Source organism: Alicyclobacillus sp. TC (assembly GCF_016804365.1).
Lineage (GTDB): Bacteria > Bacillota > Bacilli > Alicyclobacillales > Alicyclobacillaceae > Alicyclobacillus_I > Alicyclobacillus_I tolerans.
In genome coordinates, this window is the sequence record NZ_CP044434.1 from 2586656 (window position 1) to 2613296 (window position 26641).

The 26641-nt window shown below is 40.6% G+C and carries 20 protein-coding genes and 1 riboswitch; of the genes, 3 read left to right on the forward strand and 17 right to left on the reverse strand.

Annotation, left to right across the window (positions count from 1 at the left end):
* Window positions 1-102 precede the first annotated feature (102 nt).
* From FY534_RS12685 to FY534_RS12740, 12 genes are all read right to left on the reverse strand, one after another.
* On the reverse strand, window positions 103-1704 hold the full coding sequence (locus FY534_RS12685) for a hypothetical protein (RefSeq protein WP_203114764.1): 1602 nt from the start codon (window positions 1702-1704) through the stop codon (window positions 103-105).
* Between the two features lie 112 nt (window positions 1705-1816).
* Window positions 1817-2374, reverse strand: a complete 558-nt coding sequence (gene rfbC, locus FY534_RS12690) for a dTDP-4-dehydrorhamnose 3,5-epimerase (protein WP_203114765.1) — start codon at window positions 2372-2374, stop codon at window positions 1817-1819.
* Window positions 2371-3240: a dTDP-4-dehydrorhamnose reductase gene (gene rfbD, locus FY534_RS12695; RefSeq protein WP_203114766.1), complete on the reverse strand. Its 870-nt coding sequence runs from the start codon at window positions 3238-3240 to the stop codon at window positions 2371-2373. The genes rfbC and rfbD overlap by 4 nt, the downstream gene beginning before the upstream one ends.
* A complete protein-coding gene (rfbB, locus tag FY534_RS12700) occupies window positions 3237-4253 on the reverse strand; it encodes a dTDP-glucose 4,6-dehydratase (protein ID WP_203114767.1) in 1017 nt (338 codons plus the stop codon). Before rfbB ends, rfbD begins: the two co-directional genes overlap by 4 nt.
* Window positions 4254-4309: 56 nt before the next feature.
* On the reverse strand, window positions 4310-5044 hold the full coding sequence (locus tag FY534_RS12705) for a sugar phosphate nucleotidyltransferase (protein ID WP_203114768.1): 735 nt from the start codon (window positions 5042-5044) through the stop codon (window positions 4310-4312).
* A 1206-nt stretch (window positions 5045-6250) separates the two neighbouring features.
* Window positions 6251-7198 (reverse strand): glycosyltransferase, encoded by a 948-nt coding sequence (locus FY534_RS12710; RefSeq protein WP_203114769.1) that lies wholly within the window; start codon window positions 7196-7198, stop codon window positions 6251-6253.
* Window positions 7168-8577 (reverse strand): glycosyltransferase family 2 protein, encoded by a 1410-nt coding sequence (locus FY534_RS12715; protein ID WP_203114770.1) that lies wholly within the window; start codon window positions 8575-8577, stop codon window positions 7168-7170. Before FY534_RS12715 ends, FY534_RS12710 begins: the two co-directional genes overlap by 31 nt.
* Before the next feature lie 46 nt (window positions 8578-8623).
* A complete protein-coding gene (gene glf / locus FY534_RS12720) occupies window positions 8624-9721 on the reverse strand; it encodes a UDP-galactopyranose mutase (protein ID WP_203114771.1) in 1098 nt (365 codons plus the stop codon).
* 22 nt (window positions 9722-9743) lie between these two features.
* Entirely contained in the window at window positions 9744-10484 is a 741-nt protein-coding gene (locus FY534_RS12725; RefSeq protein WP_203114772.1) for an ABC transporter ATP-binding protein, read from the reverse strand.
* Window position 10485: 1 nt separating this feature from the next.
* Window positions 10486-11262: an ABC transporter permease gene (locus tag FY534_RS12730; protein WP_238413560.1), complete on the reverse strand. Its 777-nt coding sequence runs from the start codon at window positions 11260-11262 to the stop codon at window positions 10486-10488.
* Window positions 11259-12161, reverse strand: a complete 903-nt coding sequence (locus tag FY534_RS12735) for a glycosyltransferase family 2 protein (RefSeq protein ID WP_370541536.1) — start codon at window positions 12159-12161, stop codon at window positions 11259-11261. Before FY534_RS12735 ends, FY534_RS12730 begins: the two co-directional genes overlap by 4 nt.
* A 33-nt stretch (window positions 12162-12194) precedes the next feature.
* Window positions 12195-13655, reverse strand: coding sequence for an undecaprenyl-phosphate glucose phosphotransferase (locus FY534_RS12740; RefSeq protein WP_203114774.1), 1461 nt, complete (start codon window positions 13653-13655; stop codon window positions 12195-12197).
* 146 nt (window positions 13656-13801) lie between these two features.
* Between FY534_RS12740 and pabB the strand changes: the two genes are divergently transcribed.
* Together pabB and FY534_RS12750 are read left to right on the forward strand one after the other, a co-directional pair.
* The gene (pabB, locus tag FY534_RS12745) at window positions 13802-15652 is read left to right on the forward strand and encodes an aminodeoxychorismate synthase component I (protein ID WP_238413766.1); all 1851 of its coding nucleotides are present in this window, start codon (window positions 13802-13804) and stop codon (window positions 15650-15652) included.
* A 74-nt stretch (window positions 15653-15726) separates the two neighbouring features.
* A riboswitch (cyclic di-GMP riboswitch) is annotated at window positions 15727-15814 on the forward strand.
* A 129-nt stretch (window positions 15815-15943) separates the two neighbouring features.
* Complete coding sequence (locus FY534_RS12750; RefSeq protein WP_203114776.1) at window positions 15944-16687, forward strand: hypothetical protein; 744 nt, start codon at window positions 15944-15946, stop codon at window positions 16685-16687.
* 68 nt (window positions 16688-16755) lie between these two features.
* Here FY534_RS12750 and FY534_RS12755 read toward each other — a convergent pair whose 3' ends face one another.
* Both FY534_RS12755 and FY534_RS12760 read right to left on the reverse strand, forming a co-directional pair.
* Entirely contained in the window at window positions 16756-17865 is a 1110-nt protein-coding gene (locus FY534_RS12755; protein ID WP_203114777.1) for a sensor domain-containing diguanylate cyclase, read from the reverse strand.
* Between the two features lie 221 nt (window positions 17866-18086).
* Window positions 18087-18665: a tetratricopeptide repeat protein gene (locus tag FY534_RS12760; protein WP_072873277.1), complete on the reverse strand. Its 579-nt coding sequence runs from the start codon at window positions 18663-18665 to the stop codon at window positions 18087-18089.
* A 269-nt stretch (window positions 18666-18934) separates the two neighbouring features.
* Here FY534_RS12760 and FY534_RS12765 point away from each other — a divergent pair, with 269 nt between their 5' ends.
* Complete coding sequence (locus FY534_RS12765; RefSeq protein WP_203114778.1) at window positions 18935-21271, forward strand: O-antigen ligase family protein; 2337 nt, start codon at window positions 18935-18937, stop codon at window positions 21269-21271.
* Between the two features lie 440 nt (window positions 21272-21711).
* Here the strand turns inward: FY534_RS12765 and FY534_RS12770 are convergent, their stop codons facing one another.
* The 3 genes from FY534_RS12770 to FY534_RS12780 all read right to left on the reverse strand — a co-directional run bounded on the left by FY534_RS12770 (window position 21712) and on the right by FY534_RS12780 (window position 26418).
* Window positions 21712-22719: a transposase gene (locus tag FY534_RS12770; protein WP_238413450.1), complete on the reverse strand. Its 1008-nt coding sequence runs from the start codon at window positions 22717-22719 to the stop codon at window positions 21712-21714.
* Window positions 22720-22873: 154 nt separating this feature from the next.
* Window positions 22874-24610, reverse strand: a complete 1737-nt coding sequence (locus FY534_RS12775; protein WP_238413562.1) for a GGDEF domain-containing phosphodiesterase — start codon at window positions 24608-24610, stop codon at window positions 22874-22876.
* Window positions 24611-25020: 410 nt separating this feature from the next.
* Window positions 25021-26418, reverse strand: a complete 1398-nt coding sequence (locus FY534_RS12780) for a hypothetical protein (RefSeq protein WP_238413563.1) — start codon at window positions 26416-26418, stop codon at window positions 25021-25023.
* Between the last annotated feature and the right edge of the window lie 223 nt (window positions 26419-26641).

The window sequence follows — 26641 nt, forward strand, 5'->3', positions numbered from 1 at the left end:
TCATACCGCCGAATTCATTGGACTACCAAACAAATGAAAGGAAAGTTTTTAATCATCCATAGTAGAATACCCTAAATTCCACCGCTTACTTCCATGGGCTCATTAGACATCTTTGATAGCAGCTCGCCGCACGTAACGCAAAATGAAATATAACATGCAGGCCACAAAGAGAATCATAAGAAATAAAATTATCAGGGAGTGAAGCGGATGCCGTTCGGGATGAATCCAACTTTGCAGTACAGGAATACTCATGATGATTTGCGTAGTAATGGTAATCGGCAGAAAAACGAGTGTAATCAGACCAAACAATTGAGATGAGCGCATATCACGGCGCATCATCTTGTCGCGCAAAGCCGCATCACGGGAACGATAGAGATCGGCCAGATAATTATCAATGTCATGAACCTCTTGTTTGAGATCGAGAAACATTTCTGTAACATGGAAAATGGACTGCCAACGTCGATAAATCGTATTTCTTTCTTCACTGACGGAGGCTTGACGAAAATAACACCGAGACGAGAAATCGTAAATCTGCTCGCGAATTTTGCGAGCTCGTTCGCCACGCCTCGTTGAAACTGCCAGATTCGCCATCTCTGAAGCATAGCGCAATATGGAGAGACGCTGATGAAAGGGAACCAACATCATATAAAAATAGTTTGTGCGAAACGACTCCATAGCTCGCGGCCGCTCACCTTGGTAATGGGCCAGTCCATTATCATAGGCAAGCACAAAACCGCCATCTAAAGATTGAGAATGAATCACATTGTGATAGGGCATATAATTATGCCCTTCTTCATCCACGTGCAACTGCGAAAAACGACTGATATGATTGGGCGTAAACGTCTTGCGAAGAATCGTCAAATGGCTTTCTGCGAAGTGAAAAAACTGTTCATCCAGCCGTTCAATCGGCTCTGAAGCGTGCGTTGGGTGAAGAAGCAGCGCACCGTAAATCGGCAAAAAACGATCGATCATTGGCGTGATGGAAAGATGGTCGTCTTCCCGAAATGGCAATAATAGCAATTCATCGAGCAAAGATTTCAGTGTGTAAGACTTATGTAAATCGCACCAATCCGCATATTCGTTATCCATAAAGAGTTTCGATTCTTTGTCCACCTCTTCTTCCTGAAATACACTACCCACCACGCGAAAGGGAACACCGTTCGTAATAGAAGCCAATTGGGCATTGGTCTGTTCCACTTGTTCGATGGTGAGAGGCGCTTTAGGACATGGGCCACCTTCAGCAAGCGGTTCAATTTCAATGGAGATAAACCCTACACCGTTATAGAAAATATCCATCTCAATGGAAGCGATGCGAAATGCGCAAGCCAAGGAAGGCTGTTGAAAAGCAAACACCAATCGTGGACTGATGCAAGCGTCATTCATCCGAAAACGCCTGTGGTTATCCGGCAATTTGAGATACTGTTTGACATAGGGGAGCATGTTGTCTAATTCTGCAAGGTCGTACTCGTGTTCTACCCAAACACGGCGCACCCATCGCGATTCCACAAAATAGTCGCTCACTTTGGGATGTGCAGAATCCGCGTAGCCTGCAATATCCACATCAAAAAGAAAGGGGAAAAGGAATTTGGTCCAAGTGCTTCCAATCTTCCACGTCTCATGGCCGTTGCCGTAATTCCCGTCGCTGGTTTGGCTCACTAGATTCCGCTCTTCCGGATGAGACCAACGGTCACTCTCACCTTTCATATCCATCCGACTCCTACATATCTATTTCCTTTTTCGTCACCTTACACAGAATGCGCTCGCGGCGCAAGTGCCAAGGCAATGAGCGGAAAAAGCCGGTAATGTTGCCAATCCGCTATTCAATGATGGATTCAAAATGTTCCGCATCATTCAACAGAGGATGGCGTTTGTCTTTGTCAGAAAGAACAGGCTGACTGTACGGCCAATCGATGGCAAGCGACGGATCGGACCAAAGAATGCCGCGGTCCTGCTCAGGACTGTAGGGCGCATCCACTTTGTATTGGACTTCAGTTTGAGGAACGAGTGTGCAAAAACCATGCGCAAACCCGCGTGGAACCCAAAGCTGGCGAAAATTGCTGGCGGTGAGCAGAAACCCCCGCCACTGTCCGAATGTCGGCGACGACTTGCGAATGTCCACCACCACATCGTAGATAGCACCGCTCGTCACACGTACCAGTTTGCCCTGTGCAGCAGGTGGCTTTTGGTAGTGCAAACCGCGAAGTGTCCCCGCTTCTGCAGAGAGGGAATGATTGTCTTGGACAAATTCTTCTGTTACACCCAAATCTTTCAGCTGATCGCGACGAAAGCTTTCTAGAAAAAATCCTCGATGATCTCCATGGACAACGGGTTCAAGCAAAAGAACTCCGTTTAGGCAACGGTCTATCACTTTCACACATCAACATCCCTTTCTTTATATTCGCCTATTTCTTGCAAATACGCTCGCAAGCCATTTTGCCAAGCTGGTAATGGCGGCATTCCGTTGACGCGAAACGCTAAATTGTCCAACACGGAATAGGCGGGACGGGGCGCCGGGCGGGGAAATTCGATTGTGCTGCAAGGCTCCAGTCGCGCAGGCAAACGGGCAAGACGAAAAATTTCCGCCGCAAACTCGTACCATGAACAGTGACCGCCACCTGTCAGATGATAAATACCGTACACATCCTGCTCAGACAACGCTAATAGTGCGGCGGCCAAATGCCTAGTATAGGTGGGGCTGCCAATTTGATCATCCACTACGCGCACAACTTCGCGTGTACGTCCAAGCTGCAGCATGGTACGCACAAAATTATTTCCATGTTCGCCGTAGACCCAAGCAGTACGAGCAATCATAAGGCGCCGACAAACCATTTGCGCCAGTTCCTCACCAGCACGCTTAGATTTTCCGTAGACCGATTGTGGCGCGGTTGGATGATGTTCGCTATACGGTTGGTTTGCGCAACCGTCAAAAACATAATCCGTACTCACATAGACAAGTCGCGCTCCAACTTCTTCGGAAGCTAACGCTACATTGCGTGTACCATAGGCGTTCACGCGAAAGGCAGTGTCTGCGTCCGACTCAGCCGCATCCACCGCTGTATAGGCGGCACAGTGAATCACTGCCTCAGGCCTTTGCATAGAAAATACACGCCGTGTTTCGTCCAAATGGGTGATATCCAGTTCGCGGCGTGTAGCAGCAAAAACTTCATGGCCCGTCTGCAGGGCCAGACGAACCACATCATAACCTAACTGACCGTTTGCGCCTGTTACCAACACTTTCATGACTCGTCTCCACCGTATTGCAATGCATAGAATCGTTGATACTCTCCAGACTTGACACGTTTACACCATTCCTGATGCGTTACATACCATTCAACCGTTTCGCGTAAACCTGTCTCAAAAGTGTGGTTCGGTTTCCAGCCAAGTTCCTGTTCAATACGTGTCGGGTCTATCGCATAACGCAAATCATGTCCCGGTCGGTCGGTCACAAATTGAATCAGACTTTCTGGTCTGCCAAGCACGCGCAAAATTTCTCGTACTACATCGATGTTGCGACGTTCATTGTGACCGCCAATGTTGTAGACACGTCCTGGAACACCACTGCGCAAAACGAGATTGACCGCCCGACAATGATCTTCTACATGCAGCCAATCGCGTACGTTCTCTCCGGTCCCGTAAACGGGCAGCGGCTTATTCTCCAACGCATTTAAAATCATCAGTGGAATGAGCTTTTCAGGAAACTGATAGGGGCCATAGTTATTAGAACAACGCGTAATATTGACGTTTAACCCATAGGTTTCATGATAGGCTCGGACGAGTAAATCTGAACCCGCCTTACTCGCGGAGTAGGGACTATTGGGCGAAAGCGGCGTTTCCTCGGTAAAATAACCGGTTGAGCCAAGCGTGCCATACACCTCGTCTGTGGACACATGAACAAACTTTTGAATTCTTGCCTGTCTGGCCACGTCAAGAAGCACTTGTGTCCCGAGCACGTTGGTTTCCACAAACGCGGCTGGCTCGTGAATACTGCGGTCGACATGCGACTCTGCCGCAAAATGGACTATAGCCTCTATCCCATGTTTCTGGACGATCTCGCTGAGTTTCTGGCCATCACGGATATCTCCATGAACAAACTGGTAATGGGAATGTTGTTGTATATCTTGCAGGCTTTCTAAATTGCCGGCATACGTTAAAGCATCATAATTAACAAGAGTGTCGTCAGGATGATGTAAAAGCGTATAGCGTACAAAATTGCTACCAATAAAACCAGCACCGCCAGTGACAAGAATGCGCATGAGAACCTCCGGGGGATAAGGAATTGCTTGGAATAAAATAAAATCAGATCTGCGAATCAATGCTCAAACTGATGACCAAGGTTAATATCCTTGGCTAACTCATTCGCTCTGGCTAACGATTCGTGAGTGCCAGCATCCGTCCACCAGCCATCCAAAATATCGTAATCTAATTTACCTTTGAACAAATACGCGTTATTAACATCTGTAATTTCCAGTTCACCGCGCTTCGATGGAATGAGCGTGCGAATGATATTAAAAACCTCACTATCATACATATAAATACCTGTCACGGCGTATGGACTTAATGGATGTTTAGGTTTTTCTTCAATGCGAATGATACGACCGTTTTCAAATACAGGAACTCCATATCTTTCAGGGTCTGGAACTTCTTTTAATAAAATTTTCGCACCCTTTTTAGTCCCCTCAAATTTGTTCACCATTTGAGTCAAATCTGTCGAGAAAATATTATCTCCCAGTATAACTGTCATGGCATCCCCTTGAACAAATTGCTCTGCTAATCCTAATGCTTGTGCAATACCACCAGCTTGATCTTGGACTTTATAGGTAAATTGCACTCCAAAATCCCAGCCACTTCCAAGAAGGTTGACGACATCCCCCATATGTTCACGCCCCGTAACAATCAGGATGTCATTGATATTCGCTTGTACTAAATGATGAATTGCGTAATAAATCATAGGGTATTTTGCAACAGGAAGAAGATGTTTGTTAGTAATTTTTGTAAGAGGAAAAAGCCGCGAGCCTGTTCCGCCCGCGAGCACGATACCTTTCATAAACCATCACCGCCGATTGAGAAAATAGAATATCTATTTATCTTATGTATAATTAATTTATTCTGACTCAACTATATTAATTTTCTTATTTTTTAAAATATGTACATTGATTTTATTTTTATACAAGAATTACATGTAATTTTTTACAAATAATTAAGTGCCAATAAAATTGAACAGATACAAATTGATCTATTCTTTGAGTAAATACATTAACAAGCAAAAACAAACTAGTATATGTAGTTTCTTTCAATAATTTTGTATAAACCCATATGAGCGAATTAATTAAATGTAGCAATCTATACTTTATGAAAATTATATAATTAATTTACTTACTATTTGGTCCATGTTCTGAACACGCATTGACCAGCACTTCATAACATACTCCATAGCCAATTACATTATCATGGTCAGTAAATTTTCTGCCGAAAAGATAATTTTGATTTGGTCACCTTGTGAAGTTGTCAGTAGTATCTTTCAATCTGAATGGTTGTATAGATTAACTAGCTCATTTCTGGTGTAAAATCTAAGAAGGTTGCTAGTTATTTCTAGTTGCTAATACAAGATTGGCTGAGGAGTAAATACTAATACTCTAGGTCTCTTCGAATTTAACAAATTCTTCTAAGAAAGCATACATAGTAATTGTTTTGTAGATGCGTTTATCCGCCCCTTAACTGCTTTGTAGTACCTATAAGACAAGTACTTTTTCGTATTGCAGATTTGTTGGACAATTTATCTATGTATGTCAGACTTGAAATAAATTCTCAGCGATCGCTTTGCTGAATTTTTGAGGCAATTGACGTAAGTGATTTGAATATCATCAAAGACACTGCTATTCGATTAGTTGATAACGATTTGCCTAAAATTCGCATACTTACATATCAATTCATATTCCTAGCACCTCCAAATGACAAACAAGTTCAATACTAACAAGTATTTAGTGAGTTTTGCCTACTATCAACTGAAAATCTTTTTACACTTTGAATTAAATGGTTCATAAAAACGACAGAATTAAAGCTTTTGAGTAAATGCATTAAATACAACCATATCATTGCTAACCAAGTTATATTCCCAGTATAATTCAACATTTTTTAAATTGATCTCTACTGAATTCACGTTTAATTCTTATAAAAATTTTCCTTATAACAGTCCAAATGTTCTTATTCTATCCAAATAATAAATAAATCATCATACAATGCACTATTCTTTTTACGTATATGTATTTAACTTTATAGGATCAACTCTCATCCCAGTTTTTTTTGTTATACCATCAATTAAACCTTTCCACATTAATTTAATACAAAATAATTTATTCTTGCCGAAGAATAATACATGCAAATTCTTAATTAAAAATATTGTTAAAAAATAACATGGCACAGAAAATTTATTCCCATGTTGCATGCCAATCAAAATTATATTTCTAATCCCATAATATAATTTCCAACTATTTTTTTTATCGTATTTATTTATAGTTTTGATATTTTCATTCAAATTATCATAATGCACAATATTGCTTGTTAAAACACAATATATGTCATACGTGAAATTTAATCTTAGGCAGTATTCAAGATCATCATGCCATATAAAAAAATCATCTCTTGGTAAACCATACTTTTCTACTGCTATTTTAGGAATTAAAAGTCCGACGAAGGATGAATAATCTACTTTTATAGAGTTCATCTTATTATTAATTTTCTTTAAATCTTTTTGAATTAAAAATTTTTTTGAGAAGTTTCCACTATGTTTTTTTTGTTTTATACCTCTAACATCTGTAACATTAGAGGAAACAATTAGTTTATTAAATTGATTGTATTCATTATTTTTAAAATTTATCAATTCTTCAAGAGCGTTATAATCAGGAATAGCATCGTCATCTAATGTCCAAATTAAATCGTAATTATCTTCTACTGCTGCACTTATTCCGACCTTAAATCCTCCTGCCCCACCAATATTTTTTTTATTAAAAATAATTTTAAAAATATCGTTTTTTCTTATTATACGTAAATAATCAACAACATCATTATTACTGGCATTGTCGACAATTATGATTTTGTTTAATTGATAACTTTGCGAAAGAAGAGCATCAATACATTTAATCAATAATTCTTTTCTATTATATGATACAACTACTGCTGCAATTCTTTCATTTTTCCCCATTTTATACTCTCCATTTTATTTATCATTACTTTTATTTCACGAGTTGTTTTTTTCCACTTTTTATTAAATTTTAAGATATTAAGAATTATTGAAATAATATTATTTTCCAGTTTAACCAAACCATTATCAACAACTGCATAAACATTTTTTGTAATTATATTAAGCAGTAAAGAGCAATTATTATATGGTACTATTGCTATATCAAAAATCTTTTTTCTAATAATTAAATATAATAATATCTTAAAAAATCTTTTCATTCTTTTATTAGGATAAAAATATAAATTAGACCCCAACAAATATGCTCCAGCCATAAAATCATTTTCTGATGAATATACAAACAAACTTTTAATTTGATTTCGTAAATCATTTATTATATTTTCAACATTTGTTCCAGAAAAATTTGGTGATATTACAACTTTATCTACTCTCATTAGTTCAGTAGCAAATTCACCCCAGTTAATGACTTTTGTATTTTCGTTAAGATTATGTAATGATTTACCTTTTATCCCCCTAATAAAATCATTTATACCTAATAAAGTATTATTCGCAAATTCTTCTTTACCCAAAACAATATTTTTAATTGCAGATAATCTAAACCTATTTATCGCTTTAAAAGCAGAATTACCACCATAATACTCCATAAGCAAATATAAATAATTCCTTACATCATAATATCTAATCCACGTTACAGGTTTTGAAATCATCGACATATGCCAAATTATAGATTTTGGATTACAATAAATTTTATAACCATATTTCCTTATTCTCATACACCATTCGATATCATCAAAATGTATAAACATATCAGCCCATAATCCCACTTTATCTATAACTTCTTTTCGAACTAATAGACTAGCTGCCGCACAATAATGTACTGATATTAATTTTTGACTCTCTTTTAATTTTGCAAATTCATCCACTTTCATGCCGTGATGTAGTAAATATACACCACCCATTTCAGGAATTATCAATCCTCCATTTTCATTTATTATTTCCGGATTTTCTAACTGTCTCATTTGAGAGCCAATTGCTCCAATATTATTATCTGTTTTCATAGCATTAATTAATTCAATAAAAGTGTTTTCATCCAACACAACATCATTATCTAACAGCCACAAATATTCATATTTTCCTGATTTAACAACACTACTTATTCCGGTATTAAAGCCGCCTGTACCACCCAAATTTTCTTTGTTAACTATTAAATTTACATCAGGATGGTATTTTTTTATTAATAAAACAGTATCATCTGTAGATGCATTATCAACAACAAAATAATCAAGTTTATAATTTTCTTTTTTAATTTTATTTAACGAGTTAAGCAAAGAAAGTACAAAATTTGATTTATTCCATGTCACAATAATTACGGCTATTCTCAATTTGATACCTCCGTTAATTTGTTTATAACTTATATATATATATATATCAAAAGTCTCCTTTAGCTATTTTTTCAAATAAAGTCAATGCTTGCGCAACAACTTGATCCATATTGTAGTATTTATATGTAGCTAGTCTACCGATAAAGTGTACTGATTTTAGTTTTAAAGATAGTTCTTTATATTTAGAATATAGTTCATCATTTTCTTCTCTTGGAATAGGATAATATGGGTCTCCAATAGAGCTTGAATATTCCCTTACAATTGTTGTGCTTTCTGCAGTTTGATTTGTTAAATGCTTAAATTCTGTTACTCTTGTAAAATCATAGGAATTCGGATAATTAATTGTTGCAACTGGTTGATATATTTCTTTTTTATAATTTTCAAATTTAAATTTTAGTGATCTATATGGTAATTTGCCATATGATAAATCAAAAAAATCATCTATAGGGCCAGTATAAATTAGTTTATTAAATTTAATATCATTTATTATTTTTTTGTAATCTTCTTTTAACAAAATCGATATATTTGGATGGGATAAAAGAGATTCGAACATCTTTGAATATCCATGTTTCGGCATCACTTGATATTTATCTGAAAAATATCTGTCATCATCATTAAATCTAATTGGTATTCTTGCACAAACCGATGGGTTTAACTCCTCAGGATATAAATCCCATTGTTTTTTTGTATATCCTTTAAATATTTTTTCATATAATTCAATACCAATTTTAGAAACAATTATATCTTTAGAGTTTTCAATTTTATCTATATTAATTTTGATTTTTGAAAAAAAATCTTCTACCTCATCATTAGACAATGATAATCCAAAAATTGAATTAACAGTCAATCTATTTATCGGCATTGGAATAAGTTTTCCATCCACACTTGCTAATACTCTGTGTTCGTAATAATTCCATTCTGTAAAATTTGATAAATAATTAAAAACCTTTTCGCTATTAGTATGAAAAATATGTGGTCCATATTTGTGTATTAAAATTCCATTTTCGTCATAAAAATCATAAGCATTTCCTCCAATATGATTTCTTTTATCAACTACTAAAACTTTTTTATTTAATTGAGATGCTAGTCTTTCAGCAATAACTGAACCTGCAAAACCTGCGCCCACTACTATATAGTCGTACATTTAAGTCCTCCAAATCTATTTGTTATTTTGTATATATTTCTTTATATTTTTTTAAAACTTTATCTACATCTCCTATATCTTCTATTCTAGAACGATTAAGGAGAACTGCTTGATCACATATTTCTTTTACGGCTGATGAATCATGAGTTACCAATACAATTGTTCTATTTTCATTTCTTAACTCTTTCATTTTGTTAATACATTTTTTTTGAAATGATGCATCTCCAACAGCTAATACTTCATCCAACAATAAAATATCAGGTTTAATTAATGTAGCAATTGAAAAAGCTAGTCTCATATACATCCCCGAGGAATACCCTCTTATTGGCTCATGTATAAATTCTCCTAGCTCTGAGAATTCTATTATTTCATCAATCCTTTTATTTAATTCTTTTTTTGTAAATCCCATTAACGATCCATTTAAATAAATATTCTCTAAACCTGTAAATTCCGGATGAAAACCAGCTCCTAATTCAAGCAAACTTGAAACCCTACCACTAACAATTACTTCACCGGAGTCTGGATATAATATTCGTGATATAATTTTTAATAAGGTACTTTTACCCGAACCATTAACTCCAATGAGCCCTACTGTCATCCCCCTTTTTATATCTATTGATACATTTTCTAGTGCTAGAAATTCTTTGTGTTTTGTTCTACCTGCATATAATATTTTTTCTTTTAATGTGAAATTTTTTTCACCATATATCCTGAATCTTTTAGTAACACCTTTAACCTGAATAGCTAAATCTGAGTGTAACATTTTATATTTCCTCCGCAAATCTTCTATTCAGTTTAATAAATACCTTCCAACCAATATATAGAATCATGATACTAAATATAACTGAATACAAAAACATTTTCCATCTTAATGGTTGATGATAATATAATATGCTTTGGAATAATACTTCAAAATCAGTCATCGGATTAAGTTTAAAAAGTAAATGATATTTAGTTGGTATTAATTTTATAGAATACACAACTGGAGTTATATAGAACCATGCCATCAAAAAGATATTTAGTACGTGTTCAACATCTCGTAAATATACATTTATTGAAGAAAAAAATAATGAGAAACCTGCTATTGTAATAGTTTCAAACAACAAAATTACAGGTAATAATAACCAAAATATGGAAGGTTTAATCCCTGAAACTAAAAGAAAAGGTATTAAAATTAACAAAGAAAAAATATAATTAATCACATTTGATGCGACAATTGATAGTGGGAGAATTTCCCTTGGAAAATATATTTTTTTCACTAAAGATGATTGCCTAATTATAACCCCAGATGTAGAGCTTAATGATATTGAAAACATATTCCATGCAAGTATTCCAATAAACAGAAATGCTGGGTAATGAGGTAAATTAGATTTCATTATTATTGAAAATACTATAGAATATACAATAAGCATTAATAATGGATTTAAAAAAGTCCATAAAAATCCAAGTATTGAACCTTTATACTTTGTTCTTAACTCTGATAAAGTCAAACTCCAAAACATTGTTCTATACTCATAAATTTCTTTTATTCTATCTATCATAATATATCAACCTTTTTATTTTTTCTAATAATATACGAATTATATTTTGTTATAATATTTATTAATAAATTAATTATATATAATGTCATTTTTTTATTGGGGTAATGTTTAGAAAAATAAATTATCATAGCATTGTAAAATGAATTTTTACTAGTTAAAGTTTTTCTCCCTCCATTTGCACCTTTTATGTGCAAAGAAATTATTTTACCCTCATACCAAATCAATTTTCCTTTATCTCGTATTCTCTTACAAAAATCAATATCTTCACCATACATAAAAAAAACTTCATCCAATCCAGAAAGTTCCCAATATAGATTTGTGCGTGTTAATAAAAATGCTCCACAAATACATCCAACTTCACACGAGATATCTTCTGGCAAATAGGTCAGATTATAACCGGAAATCCATTTAATACGAGGAAACAATTTAGAAATCCCCGAAAATTTCATTGCTGAATTCCATAATGTAGGAAGTGAACGCTTGCAGGCTAAATCAAGTTCACCATTAGGCATTCTTAATTGACAGCCAACTGCCCCTATATCTTTTCTATTTTCAAGCACATGCAAGCATTTTTCTATGGCATCCTTTCCTACATAACAATCTGGGTTGAGCAATAACAAATACTCCCCCTCAGCAATCTCAGCCCCTCTGTTATTCGCAAATGCATATCCTAGATTCTCATTTAATCTCATCGACTTTATATTATAGAAATAACATCTATATTGATCTAATAATTGAATTGTATATTCCCATTCCTGAATTGTAGAAGCATTATCTACTATAATAATTTCAAGCATACTAGCTATATTACTATTTCCTAAGTATTCCAAGCAGTCTTTAATAACTCCTGACGAATTGTAAGTAACTAGAAGAACAGAGATCATTTCAATTAACCTCATTCTATCCGGAATATAATTAATCGGATATTTTATTCAATACGCATTCTCATCCACAAACCCTCTCGTCAGCGTTTTCCAGACGATTTGAAAATCGAGGAGCAATGACCAATTTTCAATATAATCGATGTCAAACTTGATTCGCTCCACTATAGAAGTATCACCACGCCAGCCATTGACTTGCGCCCAACCTGTAATACCCGGACGCACACGGTGTTTGACCATGTATTTAGGAACTTCCTCCTTGAACTTATCGACAAACTGAGGACGTTCTGGACGCGGGCCAATGACACTCATATCGCCAATCAAGACATTCCAAAATTGCGGCAACTCATCAAGACTGGTTTTTCGCAGCCACTTGCCAAGCGCTGTGCGCCTTGAATCGTTGGGAACCGTCCAACCCAAATCCGCTTCCAACTGAGTGACCGCCACTTCATGGTTGCCATTGTCATGCTCAACAACCGATGAAACTGAGGGATTCACCACCATGGTACGAAACTTATACATGGTGAACAAGCGGCGGTTTTTGCCAACTCGCTCCTGTTTAAATAAGATAGGACCAGGAGAGGTCAGTTTGACCGCCAGTGCAATCGCCAAATAGAGCGGAGACAAGCCCACTAAAACAAGTACAGAAAATAAAATATCAAACGCTCGCTTAAACATAGCGTTGAGAGCGTCATCCAGCGGCACATAGCGCGTATCAATCAACGGCATACCCGCGAATGTCTCAAAGCGAGGACGAGCAGGCAGAACATCGAAATAATCAGGGAGAATCAGCGACTGCACGCCATGCGCTTCACAAACACTCATGACATGCGGAAGATAGGACACATCCTGGCGGGAGAGCGAGATAAGAACGTGATCGACCAAATGCTCATGAAGTACATCATCAAGATTGTCTATAGTATTCAGTACAGGCAAGGCAGGTTTTTCACGAGTGATAAAACTTGCCCCCTGCGGTAAAACACATCCTAGTACATGATAGCCAAACCAGGGATGCGCATCCATGGCTTCAATAAACCGCGCTGTGGCAGGCGTATAACCGACGAGCAAAATAAATTTCTTGTTAAAACCGCGACTGCGCAACAAACTGAGCGTACTGCGGACAGCTATTCTCTCCACAACAATGAGCGACGCATAGACAACTGCAAATAAAATCAGAACGGCACGCGAAAATTGAGCCAAATGGAGAAAATAGAGCAAACTCATGAAAAACAACATGCCGAAAAACAGCGAACGAATGAGCGCCGCACCTTCTTGAAAAAAGGTGCGAGAACGAATGGGTTTATATAGGCCACCTATCCAGTTAGCCAGCCAGAAGAGCGGCAAACTGATCAAAATGGCCGGCAAAAAGCTAGCCAACGGTTCATGTCCGCGGTAAGGAAGAAGTCCAGTATCAAATTTGATACGCCAAGCGACAAAAAACGACAAAATGACAATGCAGGCGTCTATGATCTGAAACATACGATTCCAGAAGACCTGGTAGGTTCGAAACAACGGTTTCCCTCCTGCGCCTTCAACCCTTTACCATGCTTGTTCTATCTCTTTACTCAGGTTATCCGAAATTTTAAGATTTGACAAAGTTTCACTGTGTACAGTATAGCGAAGTGATCAACTTTTTTGAAGGTGATTCTAACGTGTCAATGAAAAATTCTGTCAAACTGTGTTTTGACTTCTATGATGAAAACAACCAGCCTGAACAACTTTACTTCTCTCAACCCATCAAAATTTTTGCCGCACACCATCTATCCGAAGTACGGCCTGTCCTCCAAAATGTTGAATTATGGAGTCGCTCAGGCTATTACGCAGCCGGTTTTCTGAGTTATGAAGCCGCCCCAGCTTTTGACGACGCTTATCAAGTCTGTGCGCAGCAAACAGAACTGCCACTAGCTTGGTTTGCCATTTTTGCAGACGTCCAGCATTTACATTTAACTGCAAAATCTCCGCAGACTGCTTCCATAAATTTGCCCAATCCATGGACGCCGTCCAAGACGGAACAGCAATTTGCGGATGATCTCGATACGATAAGACGGTTGATTGAAGCCGGCGAAACCTATCAGATGAACTACACTTATCGGTTGCATACCATTTTGAATGAAAATCCGCAGACTCTCTATGAATACTGGAAAGAACAGCAAAATTGCCCGTATGCAGCTTATTTAGAATTTCCCGGTTGGCGTCTGCTTTCTTTCTCACCTGAACTGTTTTTCCGTACCTCTACATCTAGAGAAAATTCTGAACGTATTCTTTTGACCAAACCGATGAAAGGAACCGCCGAGAAAGGTCGATGGCTGGAGGAAACCCTGTACAACAGAGATTGGCTGAAGCAATCCGAAAAAAATCGAGCGGAAAATGTAATGATTGTCGACTTGCTGCGCAACGATATGAGCCGAATTTGTAAAATCGGCAGCGTACATGTACCTGTGCTGTTTGAAATTGAAGAATATCCTACCGTTTGGCAAATGACCTCCACCATTTGTGGAAACTTGCAACTCAACGTCCGTTTGGAAGACATTTTTAGCGCCTTGTTCCCTTGCGGGTCGATTACTGGAGCGCCCAAAATTCAAACGATGCGGCGTATTGCTGAGTTGGAAGCTGAACCGCGCGGAGTTTACTGTGGAGCTATTGGCTATGTCAAACCAGGCGGAGACGCGATATTCAACGTGGCCATTCGTACCGTTACATTGCATCAAAAGGGAAACACTTGGCAAGCGGAGTACGGTGTTGGCGGAGGCATAACCATAGATTCTACACCAACCGAAGAGTGGCGTGAGACTCAGGCTAAAACAGCATTTCTCAGACAAAATCGTTCACCTTTTTACCACAAGGAATTTGCTTTACTAGAAACACTCTTACTGCAAGATGGACAGTTTGTGCTACTAGAGGAACATATGGAAAGATTGCGATCATCCGCAGCTTTTTTCCATTTTCCTTTGCCAGAAGAACGCATTCTGGCTGATTTGCATTCACTGAGCATTGCCAGTTTTCATGAAGCAGCTTTGCGCGTACGTCTGACTGTGGATGCAAAAGGAGGATATGATATCAACTTCCAACCTACAGAACGTATGCACGGGAGAACCGATGCACTGCCAAACCCAGAAAGCACCAGACAAAACCCTGTCTTCAAAATCATGCTTGCCCAAAACCCCGTGGACTCAACAAACTTGTTTCTCTATCACAAAACAACCTATCGGAACCTTTATCAAGTACACGTTTCAACCAATCCTAACGTACTTGATACTTTACTTTGGAATGAGCGTGGTGAAGTAACTGAATTCACGATTGGTAATTTAGTCGTATGGGATAAGGGTCGCTATTGGACACCCCATCGCCATTGTGGCCTTTTAGCAGGTACGCTGCGCCAACATCTTTTAAAACGAGGACTTGTAGAAGAAAGCGTGCTGTCGTTGGACGACGTGTTGCATGCGGAGCATCTGTGGTTTATCAATTCGGTTCGCGGATGGAGAAAGGTTGAAATATGCAAAAATATTTAATTATATTCTATTTTTTATAGACAAGCCCGAATAGAATGATTATGATAAAGACAAATTTAAGAATTAAATTTAACATGTGTCAAAGGCAAACCTGTGGAAATGCAGGGACGCAAAGCTAAAGGGGCTAAAGCGAGAGAATCGCCATGCTTGCCAGTTGCCACTCATGAATGATGACGTGGTTTAACTGGCAATCAGGTGTCCTCCAGCCTGTCTGCCAGTTTTTCTTTTCTTTCAAGCCAGATTCAATAGCTTACTGGCTTCATCCATCGAAGTAAAAGGGGTTGGGTAAACTTGATGAAGAAATGGTTCAGTCAATTACAGCCAGACAAAAAATCTCTCCTTACCGGTGCAGTCGTTGGTACGCTCTTTGGCTCGCTGCTTGCGGGAGGTGCTGTGTTTGCAGCTACCAGCAACTTTGTCCAGGCTCAGAAAGAAATCGCGAATTACGACGGCATCAAGGGCAGTGCTCTTGTTTATGGCGGCACAACTTATGCTGAACTTTATGCCGTACAGCAAGTGCTCCAAAAACAAGGTATTGTGAACCAGTGGAATGGCGACGTCAAAAACTTCTCTATGGATTCTCCATCACAGAGCCTACAACAACTTTCCAGTGAGAACAGCAACCTAGATCAACAGGTAGGAGATTTTAAAGATATTCTCAAAAGTATTGAGAAACTTCCGAGCAATGACCAGCAACAAGTATTGAATCAATTAAATGGATTGCTTAGCAGTACGAGTACGTCCACCAATACAAGCACATCGGATAACAGCACGAGTGATTTAAATGTTTGGGCCAAAGGATTGTTAAGAGCTGAACAAGAAACGGAAGGAAATCCGGGCAACGCAAACTCAGTTCTGCAAAACCTGATTCAACAATTTTCTCAAAAACATGGAGATCACGGCAACAGTCAAGATCATCAAAATGATGGACAAGACGGACAAAACAATTCACAACAGAATAACGGCAGTAATTCAGGAGACGGGTCAACTACAGGATCAGTCTATGGCAATACAGGGGATAACTCCGGAGATTAAGGGGCAAGCATGACATTTGACCGTGTACTGCTATGATAAATATCTCGCCAACAGAGAAACAAGCGGTTTCAACGTTTCAGCAACGATTCCAGCTTTGGCGAAACAAACCGGTACACGGTCAATTGTCCTTTACGCTCATGTTTGGATTGATGCATAGCTTCGTTTGCAGCCAAAATCAAGTCTTCCAGCGTCTCCACTTGCACCGGATAACAGGCGGCCCCTACACTAACCGCGCCCTCAATGGTCTGCCCAGCGATGGTATATTGTCCACTCAACGCGCGAACGAGACGTTGTCCTACCAGATTACACTCTTCCAGTCCGTGTATTCGGCAGAGCACAATAAATTCATCTCCACCGTGGCGCACAACCACATCTCTTTGGCGCACCGCTCCACGTAAACGTTCTGAAAATTGCACCAAAAACGCATCGCCTGCGTCATGACCATAACGATCATTGATAAATTTAAAATTATCGCAGTCAATATAAAAAAGTCCATATGTTGCGCGAGAATTACGAAGAAGTCGCAGGCACCGATCTAAGTATCGACGATTGTGGAGCTTAGTCAGCGGATCGCGATAGGCAGCCTTTTTCAGTTTCTTTTCATAGCGTTTACGCTCAGATATATCACGTATAGTCAGAAGAAAATAGCGATGCTCAGCAAGCCGCTGCGGAAGAGGGTCAACGACCACTTCGCCGCACCAGCCTTCAAAATCCATATCCATCACATGCCGCCCGCTGTTTTGCGTTACAGTGCGCATAAGTGGAATGAGTTGTTCGAGAACATGGATACTGTGCACATCATGCAAAGAACGTCCAGTAAGTCCCTGCCATCCCCCAATACGCGCTTCCGCTGATGGGTTGCCAAAAATGTAAGTATATTCACCATCTGGCCCCTGGCGGACAACCGCCAACGGATCGGACATATGTTTGAGAATGTCGGAAAGCAAATCCAAGTGTTCGTACAGCGCTAATTGCGCAGCATCACTCGCGGCCATTTCCAGCCCTTCCTCTCCTAACCGCTCACTGGTTTCCATCGGTGAACGGCGACGATGAACAGCATCTTCACCAGAGAGGGCAGGATTTACTTCACGTCGAACCTTGGGTGGCCATTCCTTGGAGGCATGGGCATCCTCAGAATTCAACAAAGATTTGGCTTGTGGAATTTTGAGCACGTCCATTTCCCCTTTTCCCTCCGACAATCTCTCATCTTTTTTTATAAATACTAGTCATTGTATGGAATATCCACTAATGGGAAGACAAACTTTCTCCTATTGTACAGTTAGCTTATAGAATTCTCAATATCTTATGCACAAAAGGTTCATTCTATTTTTAGAATTAAAAAATCCCCCGCAAAACTAGGACACTGTCTTGCGGAGGATCGATCTATATAGAAAGCACATTACTTCAGGGAATTCAGATCTTTTTGCAAGTCTGAATAGTAGGCGTTGGATTTTGGCACTACTTTCAAAGCCTGTTGAAGAGTTTGCTTGGCTGCTTGTTTTTGGTTCAGTTGTATCTGTACGAGATATAAGTTAAGCCACGCAACTCCGTATGTTGGACCTATTTGTGTAGCTTTTTTGTAATACGCTAGTGCCTGGCTTGGCTGTTTCAACCCCCGGAAATAGACATTACCTATATTGTTTAAAGGAATTGGGTCTTTAGGGTTTAATTGAGCCGCCTTCTGATAATAAGTGATGGCTTTCTCAAACTGCTGGTTATCAAAAGCACTAATACCTGCATCCATCTGCGCCTTCTCGCTCTTAGGTTGCGCCTTGGCCGCGTTCTCAAATTTTTTAAGATTTGCTGCGCCATAATATGCGGTAGCGCCTACCATGACTCCTCCGGGTGTCTTGATGGCCTGGTTAGCAGTCTTTTGAACCTGCTTGGCCGCTTGATTGGCCGTTTGATTGACAGTGCCACAACCAGCAACTAGACCGAGTGTAGCTACAGTTGTCAGGGATAAAAGAAGTTTTTTCATTTTTCTTGTCACCTCTCCTCGCTTTGGGCTTGTCTCAGAAATATTTCTCTGTATGGAAACACTTAGCCCATGCTTGCTAGCCCGAATGCTTAATGAAATGCAAAACAGGCTGCGATTCATTTCCAGCCCTTCTTACTATAACCGAGCTTGTCCAAAGGGCAAAGTCAAAAAGGCTCGGTTTCAACAAAATGTGACATTTTTCGATCTAGCTTTCCTTGCCCCGTGATACAATACACATGATTCGAACACAGTATTGGAGGAATTGTCCGTTGCAGTCATCCAGCATCCGAAATTTGAGTCAACATCTTTTTTGGATTGCGCTATCCGCTTTCATTGCCTGGATGCCTTTTTATAACAATGGCGTCTTTTTTAGCCGCGGTCACGCGCATATCGATCTCGTTTTGCTTATTCTGCTTTCATTCTATCTTGTCTTTCGAATCATTTCTTGGTTTGTGGACAAGCCCTCAACCGGGGAAAAACCTTTATACGTACATCTAAGTTGGTTTGATGTAGCTTTTGCTGTGTATGTTATCCTTTATCTCCTCTCGCTTTTTTATGCAGCCAGCCTGCCGCTGGCAGTTGAGGGCGCTCTGGATGCTTTAGCGCTTATCTTTCCCTTTGCGCTGATGCGTAATTATGGGCACTTCTCGCTTGCATCAACTTATCTATTGTGTGCACTCGGGATTTCGTCTATAGGTATCAATGCTATTGGCTTTGCCAACGGCTGGGGGCAACTATTATTTCCAAGCGCTATCACTCTTTCACCAAGTCTGCAAGTATCGTCTGTTTTCCAGTACCATAACACGTACGCGTCATTTGTAACGGCGATTGGACTTGGACTAATGGCGTATTGCGCACTTTCACCACGATGGATTATGTTGCGCGCGTTTTTTACAGGCATGGCCGCTCTTGATTTTGCTGGCTTGCTTCTTTCTGATTCTCGTGGCGCATTACTGTTTTTTGTTATTGTCCTCATCTGTCTTTTGATTGGACTAAAGACACAAGAAGGCAGCCAGGTTGCCCGTTCGCGATTTCTGCTCTTTTTTGCCGCTGCATGGGTGGGAGCTGGTTTATCTTACACGCTTCTACGCTCAGCCATTTTGCATCAGGATGTTGGTAACGGCTGGATTGCCTTTGTCATTGGAATCGTACTGCCAATTTTTTTAGTTCTCGCTTTTTCTGTTCCCTTTCGAGACTATACGAGCGTTCTCCTATCTGCCAAAAAAACTCTACCTATTATTACCACGGTCTATATTGTCGGTATCCTTGGCATAGCCGCTATGAAGTCAAAAAGTTTTCTACACAAGATTCACAGCTATCATGTCCATCAATTGTCAGTCATACAACGTTTTATTTTTTGGCGAGACGGATTGCGTATTTTTGCCTACAACCCTATCAGTGGAAAAGGTTACGGAGCATGGGCGGCCATGTTTGAAAGAGTAGAATCCTACCCATATTACAGCACGCAGGTACACTCGTTTTTCATGGACACCTTAATGAATATTGGCATCTTGGGAATCTGTGCCCTGCTCTTCGTCTTATGGCCACTCTTGCGAACTGTGATTGCCCCATGGCGCACCATTCTTGAGACAGATGTCTCTATTGCTGGCAGACGGGCACTATCCGTTATGGCTTTGATGCTGTTTGCCCACAGTCTGATGGATTGGGATTTTGCCTTTCTTTCCATGGAATTTCTGTTTTTCCTCGGTGTCGGATCTGCTTTTTCCTTGCGATCACATCTATCTGGACAAGGATTCTCTGTTCCTTTACATGGTTGGTTGATGCGAACGGCAACGACAATCACATGTCTGCTTTGTCTGGCTGGATTGTATCAATCAGCGCAAACTGTCCACGCAGAGAATTTAGTGCGAAACGCAAATGCCACACTCAGCGGAGAGGGACGCATCAATCTATACGCTGAAGCCGTGCATATAGTCCCTTACAATACAACCTATTTAACAGATGAAGCCAACGCATTTTTGGCAAACGGATCAAGCCAACAGAATTTGCAACAAGCCATCTCTATTTTGCAAAAAACTTTACAATTCGACCCATATAACGCTACAGTGCAATCTCAATTGGCGACCATCGCTTTTGAGGATAGGCAGTATTCTCTCGCCTACGAGGCTGCAGCGCGAGCTTTCCGTAACGCTCCTTTCTTCCCTTCAAATGTCAGTCTTGCGATTAACGCCGCCACCATTGACGGAATGCAAAAAGCTCCGAGTAATCCTAGCGTGGCAAGACAAAGACTTGTTGCTGCTCTCTCACTCTATCAGCAGTACCAAAAAAACTTGTCAATCGTTCAGCATTTGCCGCCCTATCTGCCGCCGATGCAACCGTATGTGCTCGATTCGTTCACCTTCGACTCACTGGCAACTGCAGAACTTGGCATTGGCAACAACCAGATGGCCATACAATTTGCCGCTAAAGAACTGGCAAACAGCGACAAACATACTCGAGACGTAGCCAAAATGATAACTTTAATTGCCCAACAGGGAGGACTCCCCGCCCTTCAAAATCCTACTGTTTTGGCTTTTGTCAAAGAGCGGCAAAATCTGCATAGTAGCTATGCACTGCTTACGAACTTGCGATTCTTAATGCCCTAGTGAATTTTTTGAGCCACTCCGGTTCGATCCAGTTGTGAAATAATGGCGCACCGAAATCGGTGCGCCATTGATTTTTAGCTTAAATCATGAATTGGAAAAGAGAAAATTACAGTATATTTTCTTGCGATTCCATACTGCCTGAAACAGAAGTCGAATATTTGACTACTTTTTCAAATTCAACAAATGGCATAGGTTTGCCTAGCAAATATCCTTGTATATAATCGCAGCCGTGCGTGTCAACTCACGTAAAAATCTTACCGAAGAGAGATGGCTAACTCATTTAAAAATCTAACCCATTCCCGATTCCGTTGAAGTGGGAGGGGTGAATGGCCGTAGGCCAGAGGGGAGGAGCGAAGCGGCTTCCCCTTTTTTTGTGTCTGTGGAGCTTGTGGGCAACTTGAAGAGTTGTCCATCAAATCCACAGACCGAATGTTTTGGCCTCAATAGGAGTCCCGAGTGCCGTTTCGTTTGTCGTTGTCGATCCCCCTGGAAACCGGTGCGGGCAGCGGAGCAGGAGCAAGGTTCGCCCCGCCTAGTCCCTGTGCCAGCAGTGTCACCAGTTGTCGGTGTAGCTGTAGTGGATTGAGGGACTGTGCCCACTCACTCCAGTACTTTTGGCTGTTCGTTGGGATGGCACTAGCATCGAACGCCCGTTGCAAAGGAGTTTTTGCTGAGTCGTATTTCTTTTGCATGTGACTGCCGTTACGTTTTTTCTCAATGACCTTGCGCATGGGCAGACAGGCATTGGCATATACGTCAAGCCACGCATAAACCGTGTTGAGCCATTGAACATGCTCTGGAGTGTCGAAACGCTCGTAACCTACGATTTCGCGGACCAAGAATCGATTCTTTTGCTCCACGTGAGCGTTGTCGTTCTTCTTGTAAGGTCGGCTTCTGGTGAGCGACAGCCCATTCGCCTTCGTGAAACGAACCAGGTGAGCATTGATGAACTCGCTGCCGTTGTCGCTGTGGATTCCCCACACCGGATATGGCCATTCCGTTAGTATGCGTTCCAGCGCTGCCATGACACCAAGCTGGCCCCTGCCAAGTACCGCAACGCGTCTACTGTATCCCGTCACGACGTCGACGACGGAGAGGGTGTAAGCGAAGTGTCCCAAGGACGATCCGCCGTTGTGCTCGACGAGGTCGATTTCCAACGCACCAGGTCTGTCCTCGTCCCAGTCATAGCGTTCCACTGGAATTTCCGAGCGTAGATGCGCGGACGGGCGTCTGTCGGCAGGGATGTGCTTGGGACCGGGACGCTTCCATTTGGCGATACGACGGGCCAGCGTCGCACGGCTCATTTGCTGCAAGTCACGGATTGCCTCTTGAGTCAGCTTGACCTCACCGTGATTGGCTAACTGTGCGGCAGTACACATCAGCACGGGATGCAAGCGCTCTGCACAAGGATAGTCGAGTGCTTCCCAAACGATTTGAACGATGGGCATCACATCCCTATACCGAAGAGAGCGAGTACGCTTAGCGGGCGGTTTATCGTGCTCCGGTTTGGGTTTCATAGTGGCAATCGCGTACTTCCGCGCGTATCCCAGGGTCCGCTCCAACTCATCCAAAATCTGCGATTTCTCTTGCCTAGTGCGTGCCTTAAGGTAACGCACGCGCATCGTACTCAGGTACTCTTGCCGACTCTGCATGGACATCCGCACATCGATCCCTTCGGTAAGATTTCTGTTTGAGTGAGCCGATACCCTTTCGGTAAGATTTTAGCTGAGTGATCGCGCCGTGTTGCTGTAGCCATTGCAATTGCGGTACTGTTTCTACTCCTTCTGCGACAGTGGAAATTCCTAGCTGACGAGCCAGTGTCAGCATCGAAGCCACAATTCGCTCATTGTCCCGATCCGGCTTGTCCACCTGAGCCAATTTACGGATAAATGATTGATCGATTTTGATGACATCCGGTCGAATATCGAGCAGATAAGTGAAAGAGGCGTATCCAGTGCCAAAATCATCAATGGCTATCATCACACCGAGGTCTTTCAGCTTTTTGATCATTTCCAGATGGACGGCACTGTTGAGCATGACGGTCTCTGTGAGTTCGAGTTTTACTTGAGAAGGAGGAATGATATGTTGAGAAAATAGTTTCAATAAATAGGGATAAAATTTCGGATGCTCCAATTGATGTACAGAACAATTAATCGAAAGTATCAATGGAGACTCCAAATTTTGACGATATAACGATGAGAAATCTTGAAAAGCCTGTTGTAAGACGTACTCGCCCAAGTCATGAATCATGCCTGTTCGTTCTACCACTGGAATAAATTCAGCAGGAGAAATTGCACCATTCGGTCCATTCAGTCGAAGCAAGGTTTCTGCGGCTACCAATTTCTGGTTGATATCAAAAATCGGTTGATATACTAGATAAAATTGTTTTTCATCCATAGCATCTCTGAGCAAATTATAAAAATGCTGACGACGAAGTACATCCATGACCATCTGCGGATGATAACAAAGCTGAGATTTGCCGCTGCTACGTGCTAAGTGTAATGCTGTTAATGAACGTTCTATGGCTGAGTTGATTTTCTCAAAAGCATCTAATTCAACAATAGAATTGATATAGAGACCACCTATAATGCGTGGACGAAATAAAAGTGTCTGTGAAAAATTGTTTTTCTCTAATTTTTTCATCAATCGAGCAGCCCAGTTTGTAGCTTCTTCCTCATCCTGAATCGGATGAACGAGTAGAAATTCGTTCCGTTCTGACTGACCAAGATATATTTCAGTATCACAAGTTTGCGCTTGCAACATCAATTCTTCCATTACATGGTTAGCCATTTTCCAACCGTACGCATCTGCCACAATGTAAAAATTATCAAACGAAATCGCAAGAAACAGTAGTTTTCTCTCATCTTGCAAACGTCCAAAGACACTGCTGATTTTTTCTTGTAGCCAACTTTGATTGGGAAAATTCGTCCGGCTATCAAAATAAGCCAGATGATATAAAGCCTGTTCTGAACGAATCTGTGGCGTAATATCACGGCATATAGCAAACGCATAAACCTCATCCTGAACAGTCAGAAGTTGTGCTGTGACTTCAACAGTCAACAATTTACCACCCTTACAAACATGTACAGAATGGTACTGCTTAGGAACAGCCTCTTCCAAAGTTTCGAAAAAAGAAGAGAGCCGACTATGCAAATTAGGATGAACAATTTCTTTAGTACTTTTCCCTATCAATTCTTCTCGGGAATACCCAAGCATACAACAAGCAGATGGATTTACATCCAAAATCACACTTGGAGTTTTATAGGGATCTAGTTTGCAGATATAGAAGGCATCTTCTGTTAATCGAGAGAGAATAGAAAAATCCGATATAGAGAGCATGTGGTTTATGGCATCTTTCATGCTATTTGGAGAAGAGAGATTGTCCAGTCTTATCACCCCAATTGGGAAGTTAATCCGTATGCCGAAACGATTGAGGACAAATGATTCTCTACTCCAACCAACCTGATTTCTACATATTTTTACAACATTCAACAAGATTCGACATTTTTATTATGCAAAGGAAGCTATTGCTAGGAAATCACTGTCCAGATTGACTTTAACATGAAATTCACACAAAAGTATACTGTCTGTACCAGTTCTTGTTCCTCATTTCAAAAAAATTTAACTTTATATTCTAGGCATCCTATATTTGTTCACCTTTGGCATGTTTTTAGAGAACTATTTTAAGAAAAAAGAAACTGCCAAAAGGCAGACAAGCCTTGCTGGCAGCCGAAAATCACTGATAAACATTAATAGACCGATTTACTATTGATTGCATAGTTTTTGGTGCTCCATGTAAACCAACGAATCCCAATACTCGGTGCATGGCCATCACTCGGATTTCTTACAATGAGGCTGTCTGGCACCGGCAAGTTGCCAAGTTCAATCACCGTATTATTCGGATTGGTTGTATAGAATGTTAACCCGCGTATATCTGCAAGCGTTGGCATATACGACCCGTCCACTGGATCGACCACACCATCGATGTGAATGTACGCTTTGCCATCTCCATAAGTGACATGATAGCGGACATACTGTTGTACGACATTGTAATTCAATAATTGGCTGGTGGTTGCGATGAGCAATTTTTTCTGGTCGTACTGACCGGCTAGCAACCATAGAGCATCTATCGCATTCGGTGGCAAGGGCAATTTAGTGTTCAGAGCCTCCAAATGCTGGGCAATAATGCTGTAATCATGATGTTGCTCAAGCCATTCCAACTTTTGACGAGTAATCTGCTCCGACAAATCACCAACCGTCCAGTTCCATTCCGGTTGACCGAAGCGGTTCCATCCGTTGCTTGTGTATCTCCAGAAACCCCAAACTTTATCGCCATTGGGCAATCGCATAGGATAAATCATGGATGACATACCAAAATGGTCATTTGCTCCATCCGCCCAAATAAAGCGAACACCGTAAGGAATGGTCATATCAGCATGATAGTATGGCGACCACGGATTGGCTCCTTGTTGATATCGATAAAACCGCGTAAGTCCAAAATCCCCCATATCATCTACATTGCTTTGATTCCCATGGTCTGTCCAAACAGTAAGGTAGTCTCCATTGGCTTTCAACGCTTGAATAGCCTGTGCTGCAAGCTCGGGTGAAAAACGAGTTTCAAACGGGTCTTTCATCGTGAAATCGCCCCACGAATGAAGCGTGTCTATCCAGCCTACGTGGATATAGTAGTTCAATATGCTTGCCGCATAGGGCTGATTACTGGTGCCTTTGAACCAGGAAAGTTCATGTGGTTTGCGAACATCACCGTAGTCGATAACTTTGTCAGTGTTACTGCCGTTATACATAAAGAAAGAATCCGCAAAAGGAATGCCTATGCCATAGTATCCAAAAGGCGTCATGTCGTGTGTATTGATAAACTCATGGATAAGATTGAATTTGCGCAGCGTCTCATGATCTGCATCTGATGAAATGGCGAGCATAGCCTGATAGGGATATGGAAATTTACGCATCCCCAGCACCTTCGGCGCCTGCTGCGTGCTAGGTTGCAAACTGAGTTCTTGCGTCATATTCCCAGGGTTGGTTTGAGGATGTTTGATTTGCTGCAGTCCATAAATCCCTGTTCCAATAGCTGCCGCCGCAATAACACCAGCAGCCCAAACAGGCCAGATTTTTTTATTTTTCTTCATACAATTTAACCCCCGTAAAGAATGAAATTCCGCTTCCCCATCTGCCTCTTTATCTTTTTCTCTACTGATTCGGATGATAGCACGGCTTGCTATAGGGCTCAATGACGTAAAAGATAAAACTTTTCTTATCTAATTTTCAGAAATAAAACGATTCAAATTGACAGGATTCGACCATTCCTGCTACAGTTTAACTAGGATCGTGTAACCTACCACTGTAGCCTAT

Coding starts and splice junctions, on each gene's coding strand:
- FY534_RS12735 (WP_370541536.1), bottom strand. CDS start 12,161: ATGAGGTTAATTGAAATGATCTCTGTTCTTCTAGTTACTTACAATTCG.
- FY534_RS12705 (WP_203114768.1), bottom strand. CDS start 5,044: ATGAAAGGTATCGTGCTCGCGGGCGGAACAGGCTCGCGGCTTTTTCCT.
- FY534_RS12685 (WP_203114764.1), bottom strand. CDS start 1,704: ATGAAAGGTGAGAGTGACCGTTGGTCTCATCCGGAAGAGCGGAATCTA.
- FY534_RS12710 (WP_203114769.1), bottom strand. CDS start 7,198: ATGGGGAAAAATGAAAGAATTGCAGCAGTAGTTGTATCATATAATAGA.
- FY534_RS12760 (WP_072873277.1), bottom strand. CDS start 18,665: ATGAAAAAACTTCTTTTATCCCTGACAACTGTAGCTACACTCGGTCTA.
- rfbD (WP_203114766.1), bottom strand. CDS start 3,240: ATGAAAGTGTTGGTAACAGGCGCAAACGGTCAGTTAGGTTATGATGTG.
- FY534_RS12775 (WP_238413562.1), bottom strand. CDS start 24,610: ATGCTCTCTATATCGGATTTTTCTATTCTCTCTCGATTAACAGAAGAT.
- FY534_RS12730 (WP_238413560.1), bottom strand. CDS start 11,262: ATGATAGATAGAATAAAAGAAATTTATGAGTATAGAACAATGTTTTGG.
- FY534_RS12770 (WP_238413450.1), bottom strand. CDS start 22,719: ATGCCCATCGTTCAAATCGTTTGGGAAGCACTCGACTATCCTTGTGCA.
- glf (WP_203114771.1), bottom strand. CDS start 9,721: ATGTACGACTATATAGTAGTGGGCGCAGGTTTTGCAGGTTCAGTTATT.
- FY534_RS12780 (WP_238413563.1), bottom strand. CDS start 26,418: ATGAAGAAAAATAAAAAAATCTGGCCTGTTTGGGCTGCTGGTGTTATT.
- FY534_RS12755 (WP_203114777.1), bottom strand. CDS start 17,865: ATGGACGTGCTCAAAATTCCACAAGCCAAATCTTTGTTGAATTCTGAG.
- FY534_RS12725 (WP_203114772.1), bottom strand. CDS start 10,484: ATGTTACACTCAGATTTAGCTATTCAGGTTAAAGGTGTTACTAAAAGA.
- pabB (WP_238413766.1), top strand. CDS start 13,802: ATGAAAAATTCTGTCAAACTGTGTTTTGACTTCTATGATGAAAACAAC.
- rfbB (WP_203114767.1), bottom strand. CDS start 4,253: ATGCGCATTCTTGTCACTGGCGGTGCTGGTTTTATTGGTAGCAATTTT.